Below are 21,516 nucleotides of genomic sequence, written 5' to 3' on the forward strand. Positions count from 1 at the left end.
CAGGCTGTTTGTTTATCCGATTGAGCACTGACAGGGATGGATTGTAATTGATCGATTTTAGTCACCCCGAGTGGCGGGCGCTGGTACAACAACTTCTGGATCACTCGTCCGTGGTGATCCGAGCGCGCCAGTGGCAGCCGCTGGTGGGGCTGCTGAAGGATAACCAGCTGCTGCTCGCCCATGGCAACCACCGCTATGAGCTCACCCCCGCCGGACGGCGCTACCTCACCCGCGAGTTGATGTTGGCCGAGATCGCGGTCGCCCCTCCCGAGCCGGAAGAGTGGCTGCATGCCCAGGGTTGGCAGTTGGGGGAGCAGGTCAACGAGCGGGTGCTGGCGGCCCTCTATCGCAAGTCCGATGTGAATTTCACTCCCAATGAACAGATCGACTTTGAAGACAAGGGCATTCGCCTCTGTGCCGATCAGCTGCTGCGCTTGCGTGCCGCTCAGCCGTTCAGCCTCTTTTTCAGTGGCGGCACCCTGATCGATGCCGCCCCTTGGTTGCAGGCGCTAGGGGAGGTAGCCCTGCCCGAGCGCACGCTGGCGGGGCTTGGCAAGATCCTGTGGGGGGAGGGGAATATCGAGCGGGTGATCACCACCGACAGCGTTGGTGCCTTTGCCGAGCTATCTCTTGAGCCCGGCTCCTTGCTGGTGTGGGCCCCCTCATCGGCTCCCCTTGCCTTGCAGCAGGTGGTAGCCGCGCTGCCGCCCAATGTGCAGTGGAGCCACCTCACCTCCCTCGACCCTGCAGGAGTGGATCGGGTGTTGGCATTGGCTCAGCGACTCGGTCGACCGGCCAGCTGGTGGTTGCCCCGGGATCTGGCACCTATCATCAACACCTATGGTCAGCCGCTGAATGAAGCGCGCCCCTGGGAGCCGAGCCGGATCCCCAAGTTGTTGTTAGCCGTTTGTTGCGGTTTGGTTGAGTCTGGTGGAGGGGTCTCCGCCGAGGTGTGTGCCTTGGCGCCAGCCTGGCATGCGGTGGGGTAACGCTGGCCTGCAAGCGAGGCAAAAAGCGGTTTTCCCCCATTGAACGCGGTGATATAAAGGGTTGACGAAGCGCTCGCCAGATGAGCGCTTCTGTTTATCAAGCCGCTTTGCCACCCAACGAACTCAACGGAATACAGGGAATACCATGTTTGAAAAGGTTGTTGCCGCCCCAGCGGATCCGATCCTGGGCCTGACCGAAGCCTTCCGTGCTGACTCTCGCAGCCACAAGATCAATCTGGGCGTAGGTATCTACAAGGACGAGTCCGGTGCCACCCCCATTCTTCACTGTGTCAAGAAAGCCGAGCAGAAGCTGCTGACCGACGAGAAGACCAAGAACTACCTCGGTATTGAAGGCAATATCGAATATGGCCGCATCGTGCAGCAACTGCTGTTCGGGCAGCACTCTGCGCTGGTTGCCAGCGGCCGCGCCAAGACAGCCCAAGCGCCGGGCGGTACCGGTGCCCTGCGTATCGCCGCCGAATTTGTGGTGCGCAACGGTCTGGCCAAGACCATCTGGATCTCGGATCCCACCTGGGCCAACCACGTCAGCGTATTCCAGGCAGCGGGCCTGACCGTCAAGTGGTACAAGTACTACGATGCGGCTACCAAGGGGCTCGACTTTGCCGCCATGCAGGCTTCGTTGGCCGAAGTGCAGCCCGGCGAACTGGTGCTGCTGCACGGCTGCTGCCACAACCCGACCGGTATCGACCCCACCGGCGATCAGTGGCGCGCCCTGGCCAAGCAGAGTGCCGCCGCTGGCTGGTTGCCGCTGTTTGACTTCGCCTATCAGGGTTTTGCCCGTGGTATCGAAGAGGATGCAGAGGGGCTGCGGATCTTCGCCGAGTGCCATGACGAGCTGCTGGTGGCGAGCTCTTTCTCCAAGAACTTCGGCCTCTACAATGAGCGGGTCGGCGCCTTCACCTTGGTCAGCGCGACCAAAGAGATTGCCGACGTGGCTTTCACTCAGGTCAAGAGTGTGATCCGTGCCAACTACTCCAACCCGCCGTCACACGGCGCGGCTGTGGTCACCGCCGTGGTGAGCGATCCGGCGCTCTATGCCGAGTGGGTCGAAGAGGTGGCCGCCATGCGGGTACGCATCCGCGAGATGCGCGAGCTGCTGGTCGAGAAGCTGACGGCTCTCGGCGTGAGCCAGGATTTCAGCTTTATCCGCGAGCAGAACGGCATGTTCTCCTTCTCCGGTCTTACCAAGGAGCAGGTTGAGCGCCTCAAGAGCGAATTTGCCATCTACATCGTCGGCTCAGGCCGGATCAGCGTAGCCGGTATTACCCGCGCCAATATCGATCCCCTGTGCGAGGCCATTGCCAAGGTGCTGTAATTGCATCGCCTGATGCTCTGGCACTATGCAGCACTATGCCATGAAAAAGCCCGTCACCTTGGTGACGGGCTTTTTTGATCGTCAACGGCTGATCGCCAAACAAGGGTAAGGGCGGCTCAGTGGTGGCGGGCACCTTGCCACAGTTTGCGCAGTTGCAACAGCAGCGCGGTCAGGGCGCCGCCGCTCAGGGCGGTGAGTACCGCCAGCAGCAGGCTGCCGAGCAGGAAGGGAGGCACCAGGGTGGCCGCTTCCTGCTCCAGCCAGTGGAGGGTCCAGCTGAGGTGGAAAGGCTCCGGCGTCTTGTGCAGCACCAGACAGCCGGTGCGATAGGCGTAGAGATACATGAATGGCAGGGTCAGCGGATTGTTGAACCAGACCGCCAGCAGTGCCAGCGGCAGGTTGAGGCTGAATGCCAGCGCCAGACCGACTGCGATAAGCGAGTGCATCGGGATGGGGAACCAGCAGGCGAAGATCCCGGCCGCCACCGCGCCACTCAGGGCGCGGGTGCCCCCTTGCCAGAGGGCTGGGGCAAGCAGTCGCTCACCAAACAGGGCAAACCACTTCTGCTGGCGCAGGGTATCGGGATCGAGCTTGAAGCGGGCAAACCAGCGACTCAGCATGGGCGGGCCATCTTGCGTTTTTGCCACTGGCGCACCGTGCTGATCCGCCAGAAGGTGCGGATCAGGGTGTAACCGATAAGGGAGCTGAGCAGGGCCAGGATCAGCGAGCCCAGCAACAGCGGCGGTGCCACTGTGCCCAGTACCGAGACCAGCCACTCCCAGGTGAATTCAATCTCGATCTGCTGCGCCGAATGTCCCAGCAACTGGCAACCTACCAGATAGGCGCCATAGAGCAGGGGCGGCATGGTAAAGGGGTTGGAGAGCCAGACCAGCGCCACCGAGAGCGGCAGATTGACCCGGCACAGGATGGCGCCACCGGCAGCCAGCAGCATCTGGCAGGGGAGCGGCACCCAGGCCATGAAGAGGCCCACCGCAAATGCCCCGGCAGCCGAGCGGCGGTTGAGGTGCCAGAGGTTGGCATCGAGCAGCAGTTTGCCGAACAGTCGCAGGTGCTTGTGTTCTTTCAGGGTTTGCTGATCGGGCATCCAGCGTTTAATGAGTCGTTTGGGCATATTGAAACCTTGCTAAATACTTGCTCCATGGATCTGCGTCTGTTGTCGTTTGCCCTGGGGGCAAGCTCCTCACTGCTCTGGCCATGGTTACCTTCACTCGCATGGGGGGGCCTGTTGCTGTCCCTGCTGATCCCCCTTGCATATTGCCGTGCCTGGCGGTGGCTATTTCTCCTGCTCGGCATCCTCTGGATGCAGGCCAATTTTGCCTATCGGCTGGCCTGGCTGGAGCGGTTGGGTGATCAGACGAGCCACATGATAACCGCACAGCTGCAAAGTGCAGAGCCCGAGGGGGATAAATTTGTCCGGCTGCTGCTGCGGGTGAGCACCCTCGACGAGCAACCGGTGACACCTGAGCCCCTGATCCGGGTCAATGCCTATCAGGCATTACCCGCCATGACGGTAGGCAGCCGGATCACCCTGGTGACCTCGTTGAAACCGGCTCACGGTCTGGCCAACGAGGCGGGGCTGGATGGGCGGCGTCTGCTGCTGGGCAAGGGGATCACTGCCACCGGCAATTTGCGTCGGGTGATAGATATTCAACAGGCACCTGCGGGGTGGCGCGAACGCTGGTTGGGGGTCGCGACCGAGAGTTGGCGTCCGCTTGACCATGCCCCCTTGCTGGCGGCGCTCACTTTTGGCGAGCAGAGCGGCATCACGGATGCCCAGTGGGAGCTGTTTCGCGGCAGCGGCCTGACCCATATCATCGCCATTTCAGGGCAGCACATTGCGCTGGTGGCGGTGCTCGGGTGGTGGCTGGGCAGGCTGTTTGGCCTGCGTGGCGCCATCATCACCTCCCTGCTATTTGCCGCCGTCTACAGCGCGTTGGCCGGGTTTGCGGTGGCGACCGAGCGGGCCCTGATCATGGTGCTGGTGTGGAGTGTGCTGCGCTGGAGCCGGCGGGAGTGGCCGGCCTGGCGCATCTGGCTGTGGGCCTTTATGGTATTGACCCTCTGGGATCCCTTCGCCCTCTATTCGGCCGGCTTCTGGCTCTCGTTTCTGGCGGTGGCCATCCTGCTGCTGGTGGGATATGTCCACGACAAGCCGGGGCTCTGGCAGATCCAGCTCTGGCTGCTGCTCGGTCTGTTGCCGCTGCAGTTGGCGTTGTTCGAGGGGATCGCGCCCCTTGCCATGGTGATCAACCTGTTGGCGGTGCCGCTCTTTTGTATCGCCATCATCCCGCTGGCGCTGATCGGTGTGCTGCTGGCGCCGCTCTCCACCTCGCTTGCCTATGGCCTGTTCTGGCTGGCGGATCTGGGGCTCGGGTGGGTGCTGACGATCCTGAACTGGCTGGCCGATCAACTGCAACTGTGGTGGCCACTGCCTGGCTGGTGGCTGCCACTCTGCACCCTGCTGTTGCTGCTCTGGTTCGCCGCGCAGTGGCGCCCGGCACGCTGGCTCTGGCTACCGGGTCTGTGTGCGCTGTTGCTGGCGCTCTGGCCAACGCCTGTCCGCTGGCAACTGCGGGTGCTGGATGTGGGGCAGGGGCTGGCGGTGCTGATCAGCAAGGGGGAGCGTGCCATCCTCTATGACACCGGCGATCGTTATCCCGGAGGCTACAACATGGCGGATGCGGTGATCCTGCCCCAGCTGAGCCATCTGGGGATCCGGGTCATCGATCGCCTCATCATCAGCCACAAGGATCGGGACCATGCCGGCAATCGCAAGCGACTGCTCAGCGCCATGCCGGTGCGCCACGAGCTCTCCTCTTACCCCTTCAGTGAGGGAACGACGCTCTGCCAGCGTGGGCAACAGTGGCGCTGGCAGGGGCTCTCGTTTGCAGTGCTCTGGCCCGAGCGCCCCGGTGGCGGGCGCAATAACGATGGTTGCGTGGTGCGCATCAGCGATGGGCAGCGCAGCGTGCTGCTCAGTGCCGATATCGAGCGGCAGGCCGAGCAACGGCTGGTGGCGCTGGAGGGAAAGGGATTGGCCAGCACCTTGCTGGTGAGCCCCCATCATGGCAGTCGCACCTCCTCCACGCCCCCGTTTGTCGCGGCGGTAGCGGCGCAGGAGGTGATCCACAGCGCCGGTTTTATGAATCAGTGGGGCTTTCCCCGTCCTGATGTGGTGGCCCGCTATCGGGATGCCCGCCAGTGGATCACCGGTCAGCAAGGGGCGATGCTGGTCGAACCCACCGCAGCGGGCTTGAGCGTCACTGCCGAGCGAGATGTGGGGCCCTGGTACCGGCGAAGTGGTGAGTGGTGGCGACCGCGAGTGTGGTTTGAGCAATAATCCGCCATTTCTGCCGTGTAGGAATGCGATATAGGTGGCGGCGCTTGGTGTAAGCCTGCGCTTTGGCTAGAATAGCCCGTCATTTCCATTACTAACGGCTATTCATGCAACAAGAAACCTCACAAGAGAGCTGGCCAGTATTCAAGCGCCTGCTCGGTTATGTCCGTGATCGCAAGCTGGGCCTGGTCGGTGGCATCATCGGGATGCTGGGCTACGCCGCCGTGGATACCACCTTTGTCTACTCCATCAAGCCGCTGATCGATCAGGGCATCAATGGCAACGACAGCACCGTTTTGAAATGGATGCCCTTCTTCGTCCTCGGCATCGTGGCCCTGCGCGGTGTCGCCAACTTTCTCTCCAACTACTGCATGGCCTGGGTCGGCAACCACGTTGTGATGCGTCTGCAACAGCAGGTGTTCAATCACATGGTGGCGATGCCGATGAGCTTCTTCGACCGCCAGAACACCGGTCATTTGCTCTCCAAGGTGACCTATGACGCCAGTCAGGTCTCCTCGGCGGCGAGCACCACGCTGGTGACCCTGGTGCGGGAAGGGGCGACCGTGGTCGGTCTGCTCGGCCTGATGTTCTGGCACTCCTGGCAGCTGTCGGTGATCTTTTTGGTGGTTGGCCCGCTGGTGGGGGTCATCATCGGCCTTATCAGCCGTCGTTTCCGCCAGATCAGCCGTCACATCCAGCAGGCGGTAGGGGATATCACCACCTCTACCGAGCAGATGCTCAAAGGGCACAAAGAGGTGCTGATGTTTGGTGGCCAGAAGGTGGAAGAGAAGCGTTTCTTCCAGGTCAGCAACAACATGCGCCAGCAGACCATGAAGATGGTCGCGGCTGATGCCATCGGCAGCCCGGTGGTGCAGATGGTTGCCTCCATCGCGCTAGCTGCCTTCCTCTATGTAGCTACCATCGACAGTGTGCGCAGCGAGCTGACTGCCGGTACGTTTACCGTCATGATCACCTCCATGATGATGCTGCTCAAGCCGCTGAAAAGCCTGACCGACGTCAACAACCAGTTTCAGCGCGCCATCACCGCCTGCCATAGCCTGTTTGGCCTGCTCGACAGCGAGCCGGAGCAGGATACCGGCACCCGCACTCTGGAGCGCGCCCGTGGCGAGATCGAGTTTCGCAACGTCACCTTTACCTACCCGACCAAGGACACCCCGGCGCTGCACAACGTCAGCTTCAAGGTAGAGGCGGGTAAATCGGTGGCGCTGGTGGGCCGTTCCGGCTCTGGCAAGAGTACCATTGCCAGCCTGTTGACCCGCTTCTACGACATCGATCAGGGCGAGATCCTGCTGGACGGCATCAACATCCGCGAATACAAGTTGAGCGAGCTGCGCAAGCAGTACGCGCTGGTCTCCCAGCATGTTCACCTGTTCAATGACTCGGTGGCCAACAACATCGCCTACGCCGCAGAAGACAAATACAGCCGCGACCAGATCGTGCAGGCCGCCCGTATCGCTCACGCCGACGAGTTCGTCAGCAAGATGAGCAACGGGTATGACACTGTGGTTGGCGAGAACGGTGCATCCCTCTCCGGTGGTCAGCGCCAGCGTGTTGCCATTGCGCGGGCTTTGCTGCGCGATGCGCCGGTTCTGCTGCTGGATGAGGCCACCTCGGCCCTCGATACCGAGTCCGAGCGCCACATTCAGGCGGCTATCGACGAGCTTTGCAAGGCGCGTACCTCGCTGGTGATCGCCCACCGTCTCTCCACCATCGAGAAGGCGGACGAGATCCTGGTGATCGACGAAGGTCATATCGTCGAGCGCGGTAACCACGAAGCATTGATGGAGCAGCGCGGCACCTATGCCCAGCTGCGCGCCATTCAGTTTGGCAACGCGGGAAGCAAGGCCTGATGCTGGAACGGCTCTGGTATCGCAAAAGTGGCTGGCGCTGGTTGCTGGCCCCCTTTGCCCTGCTGTTTGCCATCATCAGCGGCACCCGTCGCTACGCCTATCGTCACGGCTGGTGCAGGGGGTATAGCGCCTCCTTGCCGGTGATCGTGGTGGGCAATATTTCGGTGGGGGGCAACGGCAAGACGCCGGTGGTGGTCTGGCTGGTGGAGCAGTTGCAAGCCCGCGGCTATCGCCCAGGGGTGGTGAGCCGTGGTTATGGTGGCAAGGCGCCCCATTACCCCTATCGGCTGGATGAGACCAGCACTACGGCGCAGGCCGGAGATGAGCCGGTGCTGATTGCCCGGCGCTGCGGCTGCCCGGTGGTGGTTGCCCCGAAACGGGCCGACGCGGTACGACTGCTGGAGCAGAGCGGTGAGGTGGATATCATCATCACCGACGATGGTCTGCAGCACTATGCGCTGGCCCGCGACATCGAGCTGGTGGTGGTGGACGGAGCGCGCCGTTTCGGCAACGCCTGCCTGCTGCCGATGGGGCCGCTGCGCGAGCCGGTCACTCGTCTCAAACGGGTGGACGCCATCATCTGCAACGGCGGCGAACCGGGCAAGGGGGAGTACCCCATGCAACTGGTTGCCGACACCCCGCGCCGGGTGCGCGACGATGCCCCGCTGGCCGCCCCCTTGTCGGGGCCGGTTGATGCGCTGGCGGGGATTGGTCATCCGCCCCGCTTCTTTGCCACCCTAGAAGGGCTCGGCTATCAGCTGGATCAGCAGGCCGCCTACGGCGATCATCACCCCTTCGATCGGGATGAGCTGGTGGGGCGCTTTGCCAGCAAGCCGCTGCTGATGACCGAGAAGGATGCGGTCAAGTGCCGCCCGTTTGCCCTCGATAACTGGTGGTATCTGCCGGTCAGCGCCGAGTTGCCCGCCTCCTTGCTCGATACCTTGTTGCACAAGCTGAACACGAGTGGAAAGGCGCAAGGCGTAACCAAGGCACAAGATTAATCTCTCTCGCCTCGGCGGGGGAGCAGGGGGGGAATATGCCCCGCATGGAATAGCTGGTTGCTCGACATCCATCGCTGGCGTGATGAAGCCGCCAGCGCGACATCGTTGAAGGAGTATCGTTTTGGCTTTGGACATCAAGTTGCTCGACATCATCGCCTGCCCAGTCTGCAAGGGTAAGCTGCACTACAACAAAGCAGTTCATGAGCTGGTCTGCCGCTTTGACAAGCTGGCCTATCCGCTGGAGGAGGGGATCCCGGTGCTGCTGGAGAACCGTGCCCGTCCGCTCAATAGCGATGAGCTGCCGTCATGAGTTTCGTCGTCGTCATTCCGGCCCGCTATGCGTCAACCCGTCTGCCGGGCAAGCCGCTGGCGGATATCCATGGCAAGCCCATGGTGCAGCACGTGGTGGAGAAAGCCCTGCAATCGGGTGCCGATCGGGTGATCGTCGCCACCGATGACGAGCGGGTGCAGCAGGCACTGCTGAGCACCGACGTCGAGGTGTGCATGACCTCACCGGATCACCAGTCCGGCACTGAGCGTCTGGCCGAGGTGTGCCGTCACTACGGTTTTGCTGCCGATACCATCATCGTCAATGTGCAGGGGGATGAGCCGCTCATTCCGCCCGCCATTATTCGTCAGGTGGCGGACAATCTGGCCGCCGCTACGGCGCCGATGGCGACCCTGTCGGTGCCGATCAAGGATGCCGAAGAGGCGTTCAATCCGAACGCAGTGAAAGTGGTGACTGATAAGGATGGCTACGCCCTCTACTTCAGTCGCGCCAGCATTCCCTGGGATCGGGATCGCTTTGCTGCCAGTGACCGCATTTCTGGGAGCCACGAACAGATTGGTGACCACTACCAGCGTCATATCGGTATCTATGCCTATCGCGCCGGCTTTATCCAGCGTTACGTAGACTGGGCACCGAGCGTGCTGGAGCAGGTCGAGGCGCTGGAGCAGCTGCGGGTGCTCTGGTACGGGGAGAAGATCCACGTCGCCCAGGCGCTCGAAGCGCCGCCGGTCGGGGTGGATACCCAGGCCGATCTGGAGAAGGTGCGCACCTTTTTGGCCAAGTGATGGCCACAGCACTAACGTCATGAAAAACGGTGTCGCAAGGCACCGTTTTTTGTTTTGAAAATTTATATAATTATTTGATTTTAAACGCTAAACATGGGTTTTCTCAAACTTTTGGCGTGCATGGTTTGCCAAAGCGACGAGTTTGGTTATGATGCAAGACGCCCTGTTAACCCTAACCGGGCGGCTAAAACGAGATAAAACGGGGTGTTTGGGTGATAAATGTATTCCTGGTCGATGATCATGAGCTGGTGCGTACAGGGATAAGACGCATTCTTGAAGATGTGCGCGGGATCAAGGTGGTGGGCGAAGCACAGAGCGGCGAGACAGCAGTCACTTTCTGTCGCCAACACCATCCGGACGTGATCCTGATGGATATGAACATGCCGGGTATTGGTGGTCTGGAAGCGACCCGCAAAATTCTGCGGATCCGCCCCGATGTGCGCATCATAGTGCTGACCATTCATTCAGAAAATCCGTTCCCCACCAAAGTGATGCAGGCCGGCGCCGCCGGTTACCTGACCAAGGGGGCAGCTCCTGACGAGATGATCCAGGCGATCCGGTTGGTGCACTCCGGTCAGCGCTACATCTCCCCGGAGATTGCCCAGCAGATGGCCCTCAGCCAGTTTGCCTCCGCTGACGAGAATCCCTTCAAGTCCCTCTCCGAGCGCGAGCTGCAGATCATGATGATGATCACCAAGGGGCAGAAGGTGACTGATATCTCCGAGCAGCTCAACCTGAGCCCGAAGACGGTCAACAGCTACCGCTATCGTCTGTTCAGCAAGCTGGGGATCAACGGTGACGTGGAACTGACCCATCTGGCCATTCGCTATGGCATGCTGGATGCCGACACCCTGTAAGCGGGTGGCGTGTGGTCACAAAGGCGGCGAGTGCCGCCTTTTTGCTTTTCTGCCCCTTTGCTTTTCGGGCGGCGGGGGCAGTATGCTCTGCTCGTCAATTTTTGCCTTTGTGTGAGCCGAGTAGCTGATGACCCTCTCTCCCGAACCTCTCTTCGACAGCAAGGCGTTTCTGAGCGCCGTCACCCATCAGAGCGGCGTCTACCGCATGTATGACAGCGGTGGCACCGTGATCTACGTGGGCAAGGCCAAGGATCTGAAAAAACGGCTCGCCTCCTATTTTCGGGCCAACGTCGACAGCATCAAGACCCGCACCCTGGTGCGCCAGATCGCCGATATCCAGGTCACCGTCACCCACACCGAGACCGAGGCGCTGATCCTCGAGCACAACCTGATCAAGCAGTACCAACCCCGTTACAACGTGCTGCTGCGGGACGACAAATCCTACCCCTGGATCATCATCACCGCGCACCAGCATCCGCGCATCGGCGTGCATCGCGGTGCCCGCAAGATCAAAGGAGAGTACTTCGGCCCATACCCCTCTGGCGGAGCGGTGCGTGAGAGTTTGCATCTGATGCAGAAAATATTTCCGGTACGCCAGTGCGAGGATGCGGTCTATGCCAACCGCACCCGTCCCTGCCTGCTCTATCAGCTCAAGCGTTGCGCCGGCCCTTGCGTACCCGGGTTGGTGACCGAGGCCGAATATGCCCAGCAGGTGGAGCTGGCCAAACTGTTTCTGGCGGGCAAGAACCAGCAGGTGATTGGCGAGCTGGTGGGCAAGATGGAGTCCGCCAGCGGCGATCTGCGCTTTGAAGAGGCGGCTCGCTATCGGGATCAGATCCTGGCGCTGCGTCGGGTCACCGAACAGCAGTCGGTGAGCGGCAACGTGCTGGACGAGCTGGATGTGGTGGGGGTGGCCTTCGAACAGGGGGCGGCTTGCATCCATGTGCTCTTTATCCGTCAGGGCAAGGTGCTCGGCTCGCGCAGCTACTTCCCAAAAGTGCCGGCCGATACCCAGCTCGACGAGGTGGTGCAATCCTTCCTGCTGCAGTTCTATCTGTCGGGGCAGGGGGGACGGCAGATCCCGAGCGAGGTGCTGCTCGACGTGGCCCTTGAGGACGAAAACGTCATCGCCGAGACCCTGAGCCAGACCGCCGGTTACAAGGTGCGGGTGGTGAGCCGAACTCGCGCCGAGCGGGCCCGTTTTATCAAGCTTGCCTCCATCAATGCCGAGACGGCGCTGCGCTCGCGGCTTGCTCACAAGAGCACCATCACCGCTCGCTACGACCAGCTGGAAGAGCTGCTGGAGCTTGAGCGCCCCATCGCTCGCATGGAGTGTTTCGATATCTCCCACACCATGGGGGAGCGCACCGTGGCCTCTTGCGTGGTGTTCAACCGGGAGGGGCCGCTCTCATCGGAATATCGTCGTTTTAATATCGACGGTATCACCGGCGGTGATGACTACGCAGCGATGGAGCAGGCGCTGGAGCGCCGCTTTGGCAAGCAGCAGGAGCCGGACAAGGTGCCGGACGTGCTGTTTATCGACGGTGGCCTCGGCCAGTTGCGCCGCGCCGAAGAGATCCTGGCCCGTCAGCTGGAGTTCCTCGGCGGCAAATATCCGCTGCTGGTGGGGATTGCCAAGGGGGTGACTCGCAAGGCAGGGTTGGAAACGCTCATCATGGGGGAGAGTCACGAAGAGTTGCATTTGCCGGCAGATATGCCCGCTTTGCACCTGATTCAGCATATTCGCGATGAATCCCACCGTTTTGCCATTACCGGCCACCGTGCCAGACGGGCCAAGGCCCGCACCAGCAGCAGTCTGGAGGATATTCCGGGGGTGGGGCCAAAGCGGCGACAGGCGCTGCTCAAATATCTGGGCGGCCTGCAGGAGGTCAAAAAGGCGAGCGTGGATGAACTGGCCAAGGTACCCGGCATCAGCCAGGAGCTGGCCCAGGCCATCCACGATGGCTTGCACAGCGCCTGAGCTGGGTTAGCCGCATGGCAAAATCGCTAACTCCTTGATGCACAAGAGCCGTGACGCGGGGGGGCCGTAAATGCCATAATGGCCCTCGCATTTTGAGAAGATTGATGGATTAAAAAGACCAAGACGGGCGCCAGTGCGGTTGCATCGCAAATCGGCTTTGGCGCACTATGTAGCGACGTACAAGAAGTGGCTGAAAATAATGACAAATATACCTAACCTGTTGACGTTTTTCCGGATTTTGCTCATTCCCGTCTTCGTCATCCTGTTCTATCTGCCTTATCAATGGTCCTATCTGGCTGCCGCCATCATCTTTATTCTGGCCGCTGCCACCGACTGGTTTGATGGCTATCTGGCTCGCAAGCTCAATCAGTCCACCGCCTTTGGCGCCTTCCTTGACCCGGTTGCCGACAAGATCATGGTTGCCGCCGCACTGGTAGTCATCGTTGAACACTACAACACCATTTGGGTGACCATCCCCGCCATGACCATGATTGGCCGCGAGATCATCATCTCCGCCCTGCGTGAGTGGATGGCTGAGCTCGGCAAACGCTCCTCGGTGGCGGTCAGCTGGATTGGCAAGTGGAAGACCATGATCCAGATGGTGTCGCTGACCGGTCTGATTTGGCAATACAACGTCTGGATGGTGTGGCTCGCCTATGTGATGCTCTATGTCGCCACCGTGCTCACCTTCTGGTCGATGTTCCAGTACATGAAGGCAGCCTGGGGCGATTTGACCCACCACGCCAACCTGTGAGTCACTTGCGCCGCAAGGTGATGTTTCCACTGATTTGAGGCAGGAAACGTCCAAAGGCGCTAAAACTGTTCAAAAAGGGCAAAAAATGCCCGAACGATCAGGTAATTAAATATTTCTGGTTGACTGGGCGAGGAACATCGCTAGAATGCGTCCTCGTAGTCAGGCAGTCAGCCAGACCAATGCGGGAATAGCTCAGTTGGTAGAGCACGACCTTGCCAAGGTCGGGGTCGCGAGTTCGAGTCTCGTTTCCCGCTCCAAATTCAGACAATCGAGAGCCAACTCTCTTTTGCATGGCGCGTTAGCAAAGCGGTTATGCAGCGGATTGCAAATCCGTTTAGTCCGGTTCGACTCCGGAACGTGCCTCCATATTGACAAGCCCGCCACGCGAGCTTGATACCGATTGCGGTGCCCGAGTGGTGAAATCGGTAGACACAAGGGATTTAAAATCCCTCGACGTTCGCGTCGTGCCGGTTCGATTCCGGCCTCGGGCACCATTAAAATCAAAGAGTTACAGAAGGCCGCTAGCAATAGCGGCCTTTTTGTTTTTGGCAAAATGGCGACAGAGTGGCGACAGCGATTGTGTCGAGTCCACAGTTGCATAACAACAAAGCCTGCTGAAGGCAGGCTTTTATAGGGTCTGTACATAGCCGAGGAATTTACCGCGTGGGGTAGGGTATGGCCGATTACTTCCACCACTCCTTGCTCGGTAAGTTATTCCATTCTCCAACCGGGTATTCATGGCCATTGAAGCGCAGTGTTGTGCTCAATGTTCTCTTACTGGTGGTTTGAGAGGTGCCGTCCTGCTCTACTGTCTCTGTTTTCGCTTTGGTTACTACTCTCAGACCGTGCCGCCCATTAGCCTCGGCTGGTTAACGGTTAAATCAGAAACACTTTAAGGAAGAGGCTTTTACTCAAGGATCTGGCGCATTCCCGCGTTTAGCTGGCGGCCACCGTCCTCAGCATCACGGTCTTGCATCAAATTGATCGAGACCTCATTGCTACCGATGGTATAGGTTGCGCTGTAATCACCGCACATGCTGTCGCTTACACATTCAAAAAATGGCACCGACTTATCCTTTATTGTGCGAACGATCACCGGCTTGACTTTTAAGGTATTGGTTGCCTGACTTACTAATTTCTCGAAGTCTGCCTTGGCCTGTTTGACAGAAGCAACGGAGTCGTCTTGGTACGATGCCATTGTACCGCCGAAGGAGAACACTTTGTGTTGGTAGACAGCATAGTAATACTCCCCCGTAGTTGGCCGTCCTAAGAATCCCTCGCCCGCCTTTGGTTTACCGCGAAAGTCTTCATCAATGTCACTGCGCCAGTCATAGCGTATCAAACCATCGTTGACTACTTGGAGTGTGGTGATGGGCAGGCCGATTGTCAGGGTTTTGAAGCCCGTATTTGCGGCAATAGCCGGTGAGGCAATGAGACTGACCGCAAAGCAGAGTGCAGAGAACTGCAGGGTTTTATGGGTCAAGGTGACACCTCATTAAGATAATAGGTTTATATGGAGTGTTGATACTCATCCGTCCACCGGATGGGTTTACTCTCAGGCTCAGTGGTTTATCGCGTTCAATCTCATTCTGTGCAGCTCCTCAACTGGGTTGAGATAATGCTTCATTGTAATTGCGCCAATTAGGCGAACTTTAATAATTGAATTTTGCCACCTTATTAGATAAGGCTCTCAGTTTATATCGTAACAGGTGGCGTTATTAGGGAAGAAAAAAGTTCTTAATTTAAAATAATTCCGTGTGGGTAACGAAAACTACTGACCCAACATGTTTTTCATCAAGTTAGTAGCCATTCTCTGCTGGGCTTCGATTGCATTTTTACATTCCTCTGAATTGGCGTCTTTACCCTGTGCAATTTTCAAAGTGCACTCTTGCAGTGTTTCATTCAGTAATTTCGGATCTTTCATAAAATTCTCAACTGAGGTCGGTCCACAAGCAGTAAGTAACATAGTAAATGGAACTACTAACAGTAACTTATTCTTTTTTATTACCCATAAATAAAACAACAGTAAAAACTCATGACATCAAAATACAAATGTTTTTACGAAAAACTATAAATTATGTGGTAATGACATTTCAGATTTCTTGATGGACTCTTGGGCATCTTCGATATCTTTTGGTTCGGTCTTCATTTCAAAGTCAGCCTGACCCCAGATTAGACCGAATCGGGTATAATGGCGAACATAGTAGACCTTTCCATTTTTAGTTTCGATATCGATCTTATTGTTTCCAAACTCGCTGTTGGTTTCCAGATGTACAGTTTTTCCAGCATCAACCTTGAGCAGGTAAAAGTGCAGATTTTCGGATTCACCCAAAGGATTTCCATCGAGAAATAAGTCAATGTTAATACGGCGACCGAGCCAGCCATCTCGGTAAATATAAACGTGGGCTTTTCCTTCAGCAGGAGGTGAGAAGCTTTTGGCTTCATTGACGACAGCCTCATCGGTGACGGTTGGCACTGAGGAACAGCCACCAAGCATCATGGCGCAGAGCGCCAAGCAGATCATTACAAACGTATTACGCATTTTTTACCCATTGTGCTGAAAGTTTATTGATGTTTTTGATTATTATTTTATTGAACATCTGATACTGATGTTTCTTTTGCTAAAGAATTGTCTGTGAGCGCAGCGACGTTTTCAATAGGGTCTTTGAAGATTTTTTTATAACTATTCGCCGGTTAATTGTCTTGCACCAATTAATGAGAAAATACTAAGCTATATCAATTGCTTATGTGTCCATGTTTTAATGTGGGGGTAATGTGATTTTTGTCACATTATCTGTTTGTCAAGATATATCGCTGGCAAAAGATAGAGAGATTGAGGCTCTTGTGCTTTGTCAGATGGGCTTTAAAGTCCGAACTCTCAGACATAAACTAATTAACTGATCCCAATAGTGCTACACCTTCGCTATGCCATAGCCATTCCCCGGGAAAGGAGACACGGTATCCATGAAGTGTTTCACTCGGGCCAGCAGGCTGGCCATTCCTCTGCATTGATGATTGCGCGTGATGGTTTCATGTAACTTGTGCCACAGCCGTTCTATGTGATTGACCCAAGGGCTGTAAACTGGCTGGAATACCAGGCAGAACTTGGGGTTCTTCTTCAACCATCGCTCGGTCTGTTTGCTTTTGTGAATGATGTAGTTATCGAGGAGCTGCGTGATGGTTTTGGCTCGCCGGTAGTGGCGACGCAGCTTTTCCAGCATTGCGATAAACAAGGATGAGTTTTTCTTTATCCCACAGACTAAAGTACTCTTCCGTTGCCTGCATGGAGAACGCCTGCCAGGTAATGTTTGGTGTTCTGTCCCGGTATGACAACCCGCTTTTGCTGCGCTCTGAACATCCAGTCGGCCCCTAATTTGGGATTAAGGTCTATATCGACTTCATCCTCATAAAACACCGGATTATCGGCATCACAGCGGGCCTGTGCAGCCTCGATATTTGCCATTTTCTCCTGATAAGCCGGGTCTTTTATCCGCAAGGTCGGCACGGGCCTTCGCCAGACAATGCCCATACGAGGTAACCATCGGCGGAGCGTGGAGGCTGCCATATTGAGGCCTGTTAACCGATTGATTTTGATGGCCAATAGCTCAGAACACCAACGGCTGCGCTGATAACCAAAATCTTGCGGAGAAAACGGCATGAGCAGCACCAGTAAGGTGAAAATCTTGGCGACAGGTAGGACCGGGGCACGGCCAGCCGGTAAGGCTTCCAAGGCGCCCACGTCTTCATCCCGATACCACCGAAGCCAACGGCCGATGGGCGAGCGAGCAGCGCCGGTAATGTGATGAACATCAGTCATCGTGCGGCCTTCATGTAACAGCAAGATGGCCATCAAGCGACGAGCATGCCATTTATCACGGGTGGCATGGATGATTTTGTGAATACGGCGCCGTTGTGGTCGTGGCAGGGGTGGTAGGATAGGCGTCCACTCAGTCCTTTGGGTGTGGCTTGTTTTGTTTGGCGACTAATGAGATCGCACAAACTGGACAGAGTTCCCTTCCTCCTGTGATCTACTATTCGGAACAGCTATTTAGAAATAGTGGCCTTTTTTTGTTTTTGCCGAAATGGTGGTGATTTCAAACCACAACTTCTTTCGCCAGCGTACTGGGCGCTTTGTCGGAAATAGATGCTGTTAAATAGATGTCAGAAAGAGAAAAGCCCCGCGAGCGGGGCCGGGTTTGTGACGGGGTTGTACCCTCACTTCTTGAGGCGTTTTCGGATCGCCTTGCCTGAGGTGCCGACTGCCTTGACCGCCCGTTTCAGCTGGACTTCGGTGCACTCGAACATTTTGATCCACTGCTTCATCTCGTAGGGATCGTTGACATTGATCTTCTTGGCATCGAACGGGTGAGCGACCACATTGCTGTCAGGCATATAAACCTCAACTTGTTGAAATAGCTGGCGAGAAAGACATTTCTGCCTGAGCGCCATCATCCTCTCAATTGGCAAGGGGCAAGGTGACGGGGTTCACACAACCCGGGGACTGAAGGAGGAGTGCAGGTTTGCTTTGCTGATCTGTGAGCGATCACCACTTATTCGCTCGCGCCTGATGGGCAGTGAACCGGATGGCGCGAACGATGGGGAGTGATGGAGGGCTGGGGGCTTGGTGGTCAACCGGACTGGCGGGCTATCAAGCCTCTGCCAGCGCTCGCATTTCCAAGCGCTGCTCGCCGGGGCGACAGACCAGCACCGAGCCCTGCTCGAACCAGTCCCCCAGCACGATGCGGCGGGCGGGCTGGCCATCGAGGATGAAGTCGTGGATGGCGGGTCTGTGGGTGTGCCCGTGGATCATCATCCGGCAGTCGTGAGCACGCAGGGTGTCGTCCACCGCCGCGGGCGTCACATCCATGATGGTCTGGCTCTTGTGCGCATTCTCCATCTGGCTTTGGCCGCGCATCTTGCAGGCGATGGCCTGACGGCGGGCGAGCGGCAGACGCAGGAACAGCCAGCGCAGCCATTTGAGCTGGGTGATGCGGCGAAACTTCTGATACCCCTCATCCAGGGTACAGAGCAGATCGCCGTGGCTCAGTACCACCCGCTCCCCATAGAGCTCGATAACGCAGGGGTCACCCAGCAATGTCATCCCAGCGCGCTTGGCAAACTGTTGCCCCAGCAGAAAGTCGCGGTTGCCGTGGATAAAGTAGATGGGCACGTTCTGCTGGCTCAGGGCCAAAAAGGCGTCGGCCATCTGTTGATGGAGCGGATTGGGGTCATCGTCGCCAATCCAGAATTCGAAGAGATCCCCCAGCACATAGAGGGCATCGGCGCCGGGGGCGTCGTGCTCGAGAAAGCGCACCAGTGCCGCGGTCATATCGGGCCGCTGGGCAGAGAGGTGAATGTCACTGATAAAGAGGGTGCTCATGATGTGGGGGTCGGGCTCTCGGTCGAAACAGGGCAAACAGGGGTGGCAGAGATAGTAGACACAACAGGGGACGAATCGTGCGCTGCGGGCGCCGCCGCGCCAGTTGAGGTATGGATATCGTCACGGGATGGCGGCTGCCATGACAGCTCGGCCAATTTGCGCCCCTCCAGCGTCAGCAGCGCGGCGTAAGGATCGCCCGCCAGACCCAGCAACCGGCACATGGCCGCTTCCCCTTTCAGTCCCTCTTCAAGGCGCAGACGCAACACGTCGCGGTAGAAAGCATCGCCAAACCGCTCGAGCAACGCGGCCATCAGGGTGAGGTGGCGCCAGCCATTCAGCGTCTCGATGGGGGCGGGGGTCACGTAGAGCTCCAGCGGCCAGCTGGTCTTGCTCTTGTCAGAACCGCTATTAGCAAAGTGCTGGTCGAGGCAGGAAAAGGTGCGCTCCAGCAGCCAGACATTGTCGCCTTTGGCGCATGCCTGCCAACCTTGAGCTTCGAGCGTTGCTGCAAACTCGGCTGGATCAGCATGCTGGCAGAGAATATCGAGATCGCTGCCCGGCCGATCGAGGCCGATGGCGAGAGTGCTCACCAGTGCCATATCGGCGCACTGCGCGGCCAGCTCATCCCACACACCGGCGGTGAGCAGGGCATGGGCCGAGCGCTGGCGCGGGTTGCCGTGGGCCAGATAGTCGAGGCGGCGCCAGTTCGGACTGGCAGTGGGGGAGGCAGATGGAAAAACTGCGGCCGGGGCCGCAGTTTTGTCAGTGCCGAGTCGGCAGAGATCAGTCAGCAAGGGTCACCTTGGTGATCACCACGTCTTCTACCGGCACGTCCTGGTGGATGCGGCCGTAGTTACCGGTCTTGACGCCCTTGATCTTGTTGACCACGTCCATACCGGCGGTCACTTCACCGAATACACAGTAGCCGAAGCCCTGAGTGGTGGCGGATTTGAAGTCGAGGAAGTCGTTGTTGTTCACGTTGATGAAGAACTGGGCGCTGGCAGAGTGCGGCTCCATGGTACGGGCCATGGCGATGGTGCCGATCTTGTTGGAGAGGCCATTGGCCGCTTCGTTCTTGATGGGGGCGCGGGTGTCTTTCTCTTCAAAGCCCGGGGCATAGCCGCCGCCCTGGATCATGAAGCCGTCGATGACGCGGTGGAAAATGGTGTTGTCGTAGTGACCGTCACGGCAGTATTGCAGGAAGTTGGCCACGGTTTCCGGGGCTTTTTCAGCATTCAGGGTGAGGGTGATGTCGCCGTGATTGGTGTGCAGAGTGACCATGATATGTCCTTTCATTTGATGCGGACGACGAAGTGCCCGCAGGTGTATGGCATAAAGTGGTGGCAATTCTAGCCCATCAGGGGCTGGCGGCATAGTCTCTCTGGCGCCGTAACCGTGCTGGCAGGCGGGATTGGCCCGTTTTTCTGCCTCGTTTTCTGCCCCTGAACGGGGTATTATGACCAACCATTTTACTCACAGGCAGTGGTTAGAAGATGCTGAAGATATACAACACACTCACTCGTCAAAAAGAAGAATTCAAACCTATCCACCCGGGCAAGGTGGGCATGTATGTGTGTGGTGTCACCATCTACGATCACTGTCATATCGGCCACGGCCGCACCTTCGTCGCTTTTGATGTGGTGGCTCGCTACCTGCGTTACGCCGGTTACGACCTCACCTACGTGCGCAACATCACCGACGTGGATGACAAGATCATCAAGCGTGCCGCCGAGACCCAAGTGACCTGCGACGAGCTGACCGAGCGTCTGATTGGCGACATGCACGCCGACTTCGACGCCCTCGGCATGGTGCGCCCGGATATCGAACCGCGCGCCACCCAGCACATCGAAGAGATCATCGAGCTGGTGCAATCCCTGCTGGAAAAAGAGCACGCCTACGTGGCCGACAACGGCGACGTGATGTTTATCGTCGAATCCTACGCCGACTACGGCAAGCTCTCCGGTCAGGATCTGGAGCAGCTGCAAGCCGGTGCCCGCGTTGACGTGGTGGATGCCAAGCGCAACCCGCTCGACTTCGTGCTGTGGAAGATGTCGAAGCCCGGCGAGCCAACCTGGGAAAGCCCCTGGGGGCCGGGCCGTCCTGGCTGGCACATCGAGTGCTCCGCCATGAACTCCAAGCACCTTGGCAACCACTTCGACATCCACGGCGGCGGTTCCGATCTGCAGTTCCCGCACCACGAGAACGAGATCGCCCAGTCCTGCTGCGCCCACGGTGGCGACTACGTCAACACCTGGATGCACAGCGGCATGGTGATGGTGGATAAAGAGAAGATGTCCAAATCCCTTGGCAACTTCTTCACCATCCGCGACGTGCTGGCCCATTTTGATGCCGAAACCGTCCGTTACTTCCTGATGTCTGGCCACTACCGCAGCCAGCTCAACTATTCGGAAGATAACCTGAAGCAAGCCCGTGCCGCGCTGGAGCGCATGTACACTGCCCTGCGCGATCTGCCGGTCGCTGCCGCTGCCGGTGGCGAGGAGCAGGTAGCGCGCTTCAAGGAAGCGATGGACGACGACTTCAACACCCCGGAAGCCTACTCCGCCCTGTTCGATCTGGTGCGCGAGATCAACCGCCAGAAGGGCGAGGACATGGCCGTTGCCGCCGCGCTGGGCGCCCGTCTGCGCGAGCTGGGCGCCGTGCTCGGCATCCTGCAGCAAGACCCCGAGGCTTTCTTGAAGGGTGACGAAGCGGACGAAGAGGTTGCCGAAATCGAGCGCCTGATCGCCGAGCGCAATCAGGCCCGTGCCGACAAGAACTGGGCCGCCGCTGACGCCGCCCGCAACCGTCTCACCGAGATGGGCATAGTGCTGGAAGACAGCGCCGGCAAGACCAGCTGGCGCCGTGCGTAAGGACGGTTGGCCTTGTTGGCGTCTGGTGCCAACAGGTTGAGCCAA

At 58.2% G+C, this 21,516-nt stretch carries 20 protein-coding genes, 3 tRNA genes and 1 pseudogene; 14 read left to right on the forward strand and 10 right to left on the reverse strand.

Features of this window, described 5'->3' with window-relative positions; genetic code table 11:
* The first annotated feature begins 47 nt into the window (after window positions 1–47).
* Together ACTG1K_RS11190 and ACTG1K_RS11195 are read left to right on the forward strand one after the other, a co-directional pair.
* A complete protein-coding gene (locus ACTG1K_RS11190) occupies window positions 48–989 on the forward strand; it encodes a hypothetical protein (protein ID WP_440005361.1) in 942 nt (313 codons plus the stop codon).
* A gap of 145 nt (window positions 990–1,134) precedes the next feature.
* Window positions 1,135–2,325: an amino acid aminotransferase gene (locus ACTG1K_RS11195; RefSeq protein ID WP_440005363.1), complete on the forward strand. Its 1,191-nt coding sequence runs from the start codon at window positions 1,135–1,137 to the stop codon at window positions 2,323–2,325.
* A gap of 116 nt (window positions 2,326–2,441) precedes the next feature.
* Here ACTG1K_RS11195 and ACTG1K_RS11200 read toward each other — a convergent pair whose 3' ends face one another.
* Window positions 2,442–2,945 (reverse strand): DUF2062 domain-containing protein, encoded by a 504-nt coding sequence (locus ACTG1K_RS11200; RefSeq protein WP_069526675.1) that lies wholly within the window; start codon window positions 2,943–2,945, stop codon window positions 2,442–2,444.
* The gene (locus ACTG1K_RS11205; RefSeq protein WP_005350890.1) at window positions 2,939–3,457 is read right to left on the reverse strand and encodes a DUF2062 domain-containing protein; all 519 of its coding nucleotides are present in this window, start codon (window positions 3,455–3,457) and stop codon (window positions 2,939–2,941) included. Before ACTG1K_RS11205 ends, ACTG1K_RS11200 begins: the two co-directional genes overlap by 7 nt.
* A gap of 27 nt (window positions 3,458–3,484) precedes the next feature.
* On the opposite strand from ACTG1K_RS11205, the gene ACTG1K_RS11210 reads away from it, so the two are divergent.
* The 11 genes from ACTG1K_RS11210 to ACTG1K_RS11260 all read left to right on the forward strand — a co-directional run bounded on the left by ACTG1K_RS11210 (window position 3,485) and on the right by ACTG1K_RS11260 (window position 13,715).
* Window positions 3,485–5,686 (forward strand): DNA internalization-related competence protein ComEC/Rec2, encoded by a 2,202-nt coding sequence (locus tag ACTG1K_RS11210; RefSeq protein ID WP_440005365.1) that lies wholly within the window; start codon window positions 3,485–3,487, stop codon window positions 5,684–5,686.
* 104 nt (window positions 5,687–5,790) lie between these two features.
* Window positions 5,791–7,554, forward strand: a complete 1,764-nt coding sequence (msbA, locus tag ACTG1K_RS11215; RefSeq protein ID WP_157160501.1) for a lipid A ABC transporter ATP-binding protein/permease MsbA — start codon at window positions 5,791–5,793, stop codon at window positions 7,552–7,554.
* Window positions 7,554–8,555 carry a tetraacyldisaccharide 4'-kinase gene (gene lpxK / locus ACTG1K_RS11220; protein ID WP_216963406.1) on the forward strand — a complete coding sequence of 334 codons (1,002 nt, stop codon included), beginning with the start codon at window positions 7,554–7,556 and terminating at the stop codon, window positions 8,553–8,555. Before msbA ends, lpxK begins: the two co-directional genes overlap by 1 nt.
* Window positions 8,556–8,676: 121 nt before the next feature.
* Window positions 8,677–8,865, forward strand: coding sequence for a Trm112 family protein (locus ACTG1K_RS11225; RefSeq protein ID WP_005347033.1), 189 nt, complete (start codon window positions 8,677–8,679; stop codon window positions 8,863–8,865).
* Window positions 8,862–9,629 (forward strand): 3-deoxy-manno-octulosonate cytidylyltransferase, encoded by a 768-nt coding sequence (kdsB, locus tag ACTG1K_RS11230; RefSeq protein ID WP_429215456.1) that lies wholly within the window; start codon window positions 8,862–8,864, stop codon window positions 9,627–9,629. Before ACTG1K_RS11225 ends, kdsB begins: the two co-directional genes overlap by 4 nt.
* 212 nt (window positions 9,630–9,841) lie before the next feature.
* Window positions 9,842–10,486, forward strand: a complete 645-nt coding sequence (gene uvrY, locus ACTG1K_RS11235) for a UvrY/SirA/GacA family response regulator transcription factor (protein WP_005337448.1) — start codon at window positions 9,842–9,844, stop codon at window positions 10,484–10,486.
* Window positions 10,487–10,613: 127 nt separating this feature from the next.
* Window positions 10,614–12,467 (forward strand): excinuclease ABC subunit UvrC, encoded by a 1,854-nt coding sequence (gene uvrC / locus ACTG1K_RS11240; protein WP_440005368.1) that lies wholly within the window; start codon window positions 10,614–10,616, stop codon window positions 12,465–12,467.
* A 199-nt stretch (window positions 12,468–12,666) separates the two neighbouring features.
* On the forward strand, window positions 12,667–13,221 hold the full coding sequence (gene pgsA, locus ACTG1K_RS11245) for a CDP-diacylglycerol--glycerol-3-phosphate 3-phosphatidyltransferase (protein ID WP_031227442.1): 555 nt from the start codon (window positions 12,667–12,669) through the stop codon (window positions 13,219–13,221).
* 181 nt (window positions 13,222–13,402) lie between these two features.
* A tRNA-Gly gene (locus ACTG1K_RS11250) sits at window positions 13,403–13,478 on the forward strand.
* A gap of 35 nt (window positions 13,479–13,513) precedes the next feature.
* A tRNA-Cys gene (locus tag ACTG1K_RS11255) sits at window positions 13,514–13,587 on the forward strand.
* Window positions 13,588–13,628: 41 nt separating this feature from the next.
* A tRNA-Leu gene (locus ACTG1K_RS11260) sits at window positions 13,629–13,715 on the forward strand.
* A gap of 413 nt (window positions 13,716–14,128) precedes the next feature.
* On the opposite strand, the gene ACTG1K_RS11265 is transcribed toward ACTG1K_RS11260, so the two are convergent.
* The 8 genes and pseudogenes from ACTG1K_RS11265 to ACTG1K_RS11300 all read right to left on the reverse strand — a co-directional run bounded on the left by ACTG1K_RS11265 (window position 14,129) and on the right by ACTG1K_RS11300 (window position 19,882).
* The gene (locus ACTG1K_RS11265; protein WP_257124720.1) at window positions 14,129–14,704 is read right to left on the reverse strand and encodes a hypothetical protein; all 576 of its coding nucleotides are present in this window, start codon (window positions 14,702–14,704) and stop codon (window positions 14,129–14,131) included.
* A gap of 288 nt (window positions 14,705–14,992) precedes the next feature.
* A complete protein-coding gene (locus ACTG1K_RS11270; protein ID WP_257124721.1) occupies window positions 14,993–15,244 on the reverse strand; it encodes an EexN family lipoprotein in 252 nt (83 codons plus the stop codon).
* Between the two features lie 45 nt (window positions 15,245–15,289).
* On the reverse strand, window positions 15,290–15,763 hold the full coding sequence (locus ACTG1K_RS11275; RefSeq protein ID WP_257124722.1) for a DUF2846 domain-containing protein: 474 nt from the start codon (window positions 15,761–15,763) through the stop codon (window positions 15,290–15,292).
* Between the two features lie 370 nt (window positions 15,764–16,133).
* Window positions 16,134–17,158, reverse strand: a pseudogene (locus ACTG1K_RS11280) (IS630 family transposase).
* 278 nt (window positions 17,159–17,436) lie between these two features.
* Window positions 17,437–17,613, reverse strand: coding sequence for a DUF3606 domain-containing protein (locus ACTG1K_RS11285; RefSeq protein ID WP_440005370.1), 177 nt, complete (start codon window positions 17,611–17,613; stop codon window positions 17,437–17,439).
* Between the two features lie 256 nt (window positions 17,614–17,869).
* The gene (lpxH, locus tag ACTG1K_RS11290; protein WP_440005372.1) at window positions 17,870–18,601 is read right to left on the reverse strand and encodes a UDP-2,3-diacylglucosamine diphosphatase; all 732 of its coding nucleotides are present in this window, start codon (window positions 18,599–18,601) and stop codon (window positions 17,870–17,872) included.
* On the reverse strand, window positions 18,598–19,395 hold the full coding sequence (locus tag ACTG1K_RS11295; protein WP_440005374.1) for a DUF4269 domain-containing protein: 798 nt from the start codon (window positions 19,393–19,395) through the stop codon (window positions 18,598–18,600). The genes lpxH and ACTG1K_RS11295 overlap by 4 nt, the downstream gene beginning before the upstream one ends.
* Entirely contained in the window at window positions 19,385–19,882 is a 498-nt protein-coding gene (locus ACTG1K_RS11300) for a peptidylprolyl isomerase (RefSeq protein ID WP_005337417.1), read from the reverse strand. Before ACTG1K_RS11300 ends, ACTG1K_RS11295 begins: the two co-directional genes overlap by 11 nt.
* A 212-nt stretch (window positions 19,883–20,094) precedes the next feature.
* Between ACTG1K_RS11300 and cysS the strand changes: the two genes are divergently transcribed.
* Window positions 20,095–21,471 (forward strand): cysteine--tRNA ligase, encoded by a 1,377-nt coding sequence (cysS, locus tag ACTG1K_RS11305; protein WP_265784069.1) that lies wholly within the window; start codon window positions 20,095–20,097, stop codon window positions 21,469–21,471.
* Window positions 21,472–21,516: the final 45 nt, after the last annotated feature.

Origin of the sequence: Aeromonas sp. 102P (assembly GCF_051920345.1) — a bacterium.
GTDB lineage: Bacteria > Pseudomonadota > Gammaproteobacteria > Enterobacterales > Aeromonadaceae > Aeromonas > Aeromonas veronii.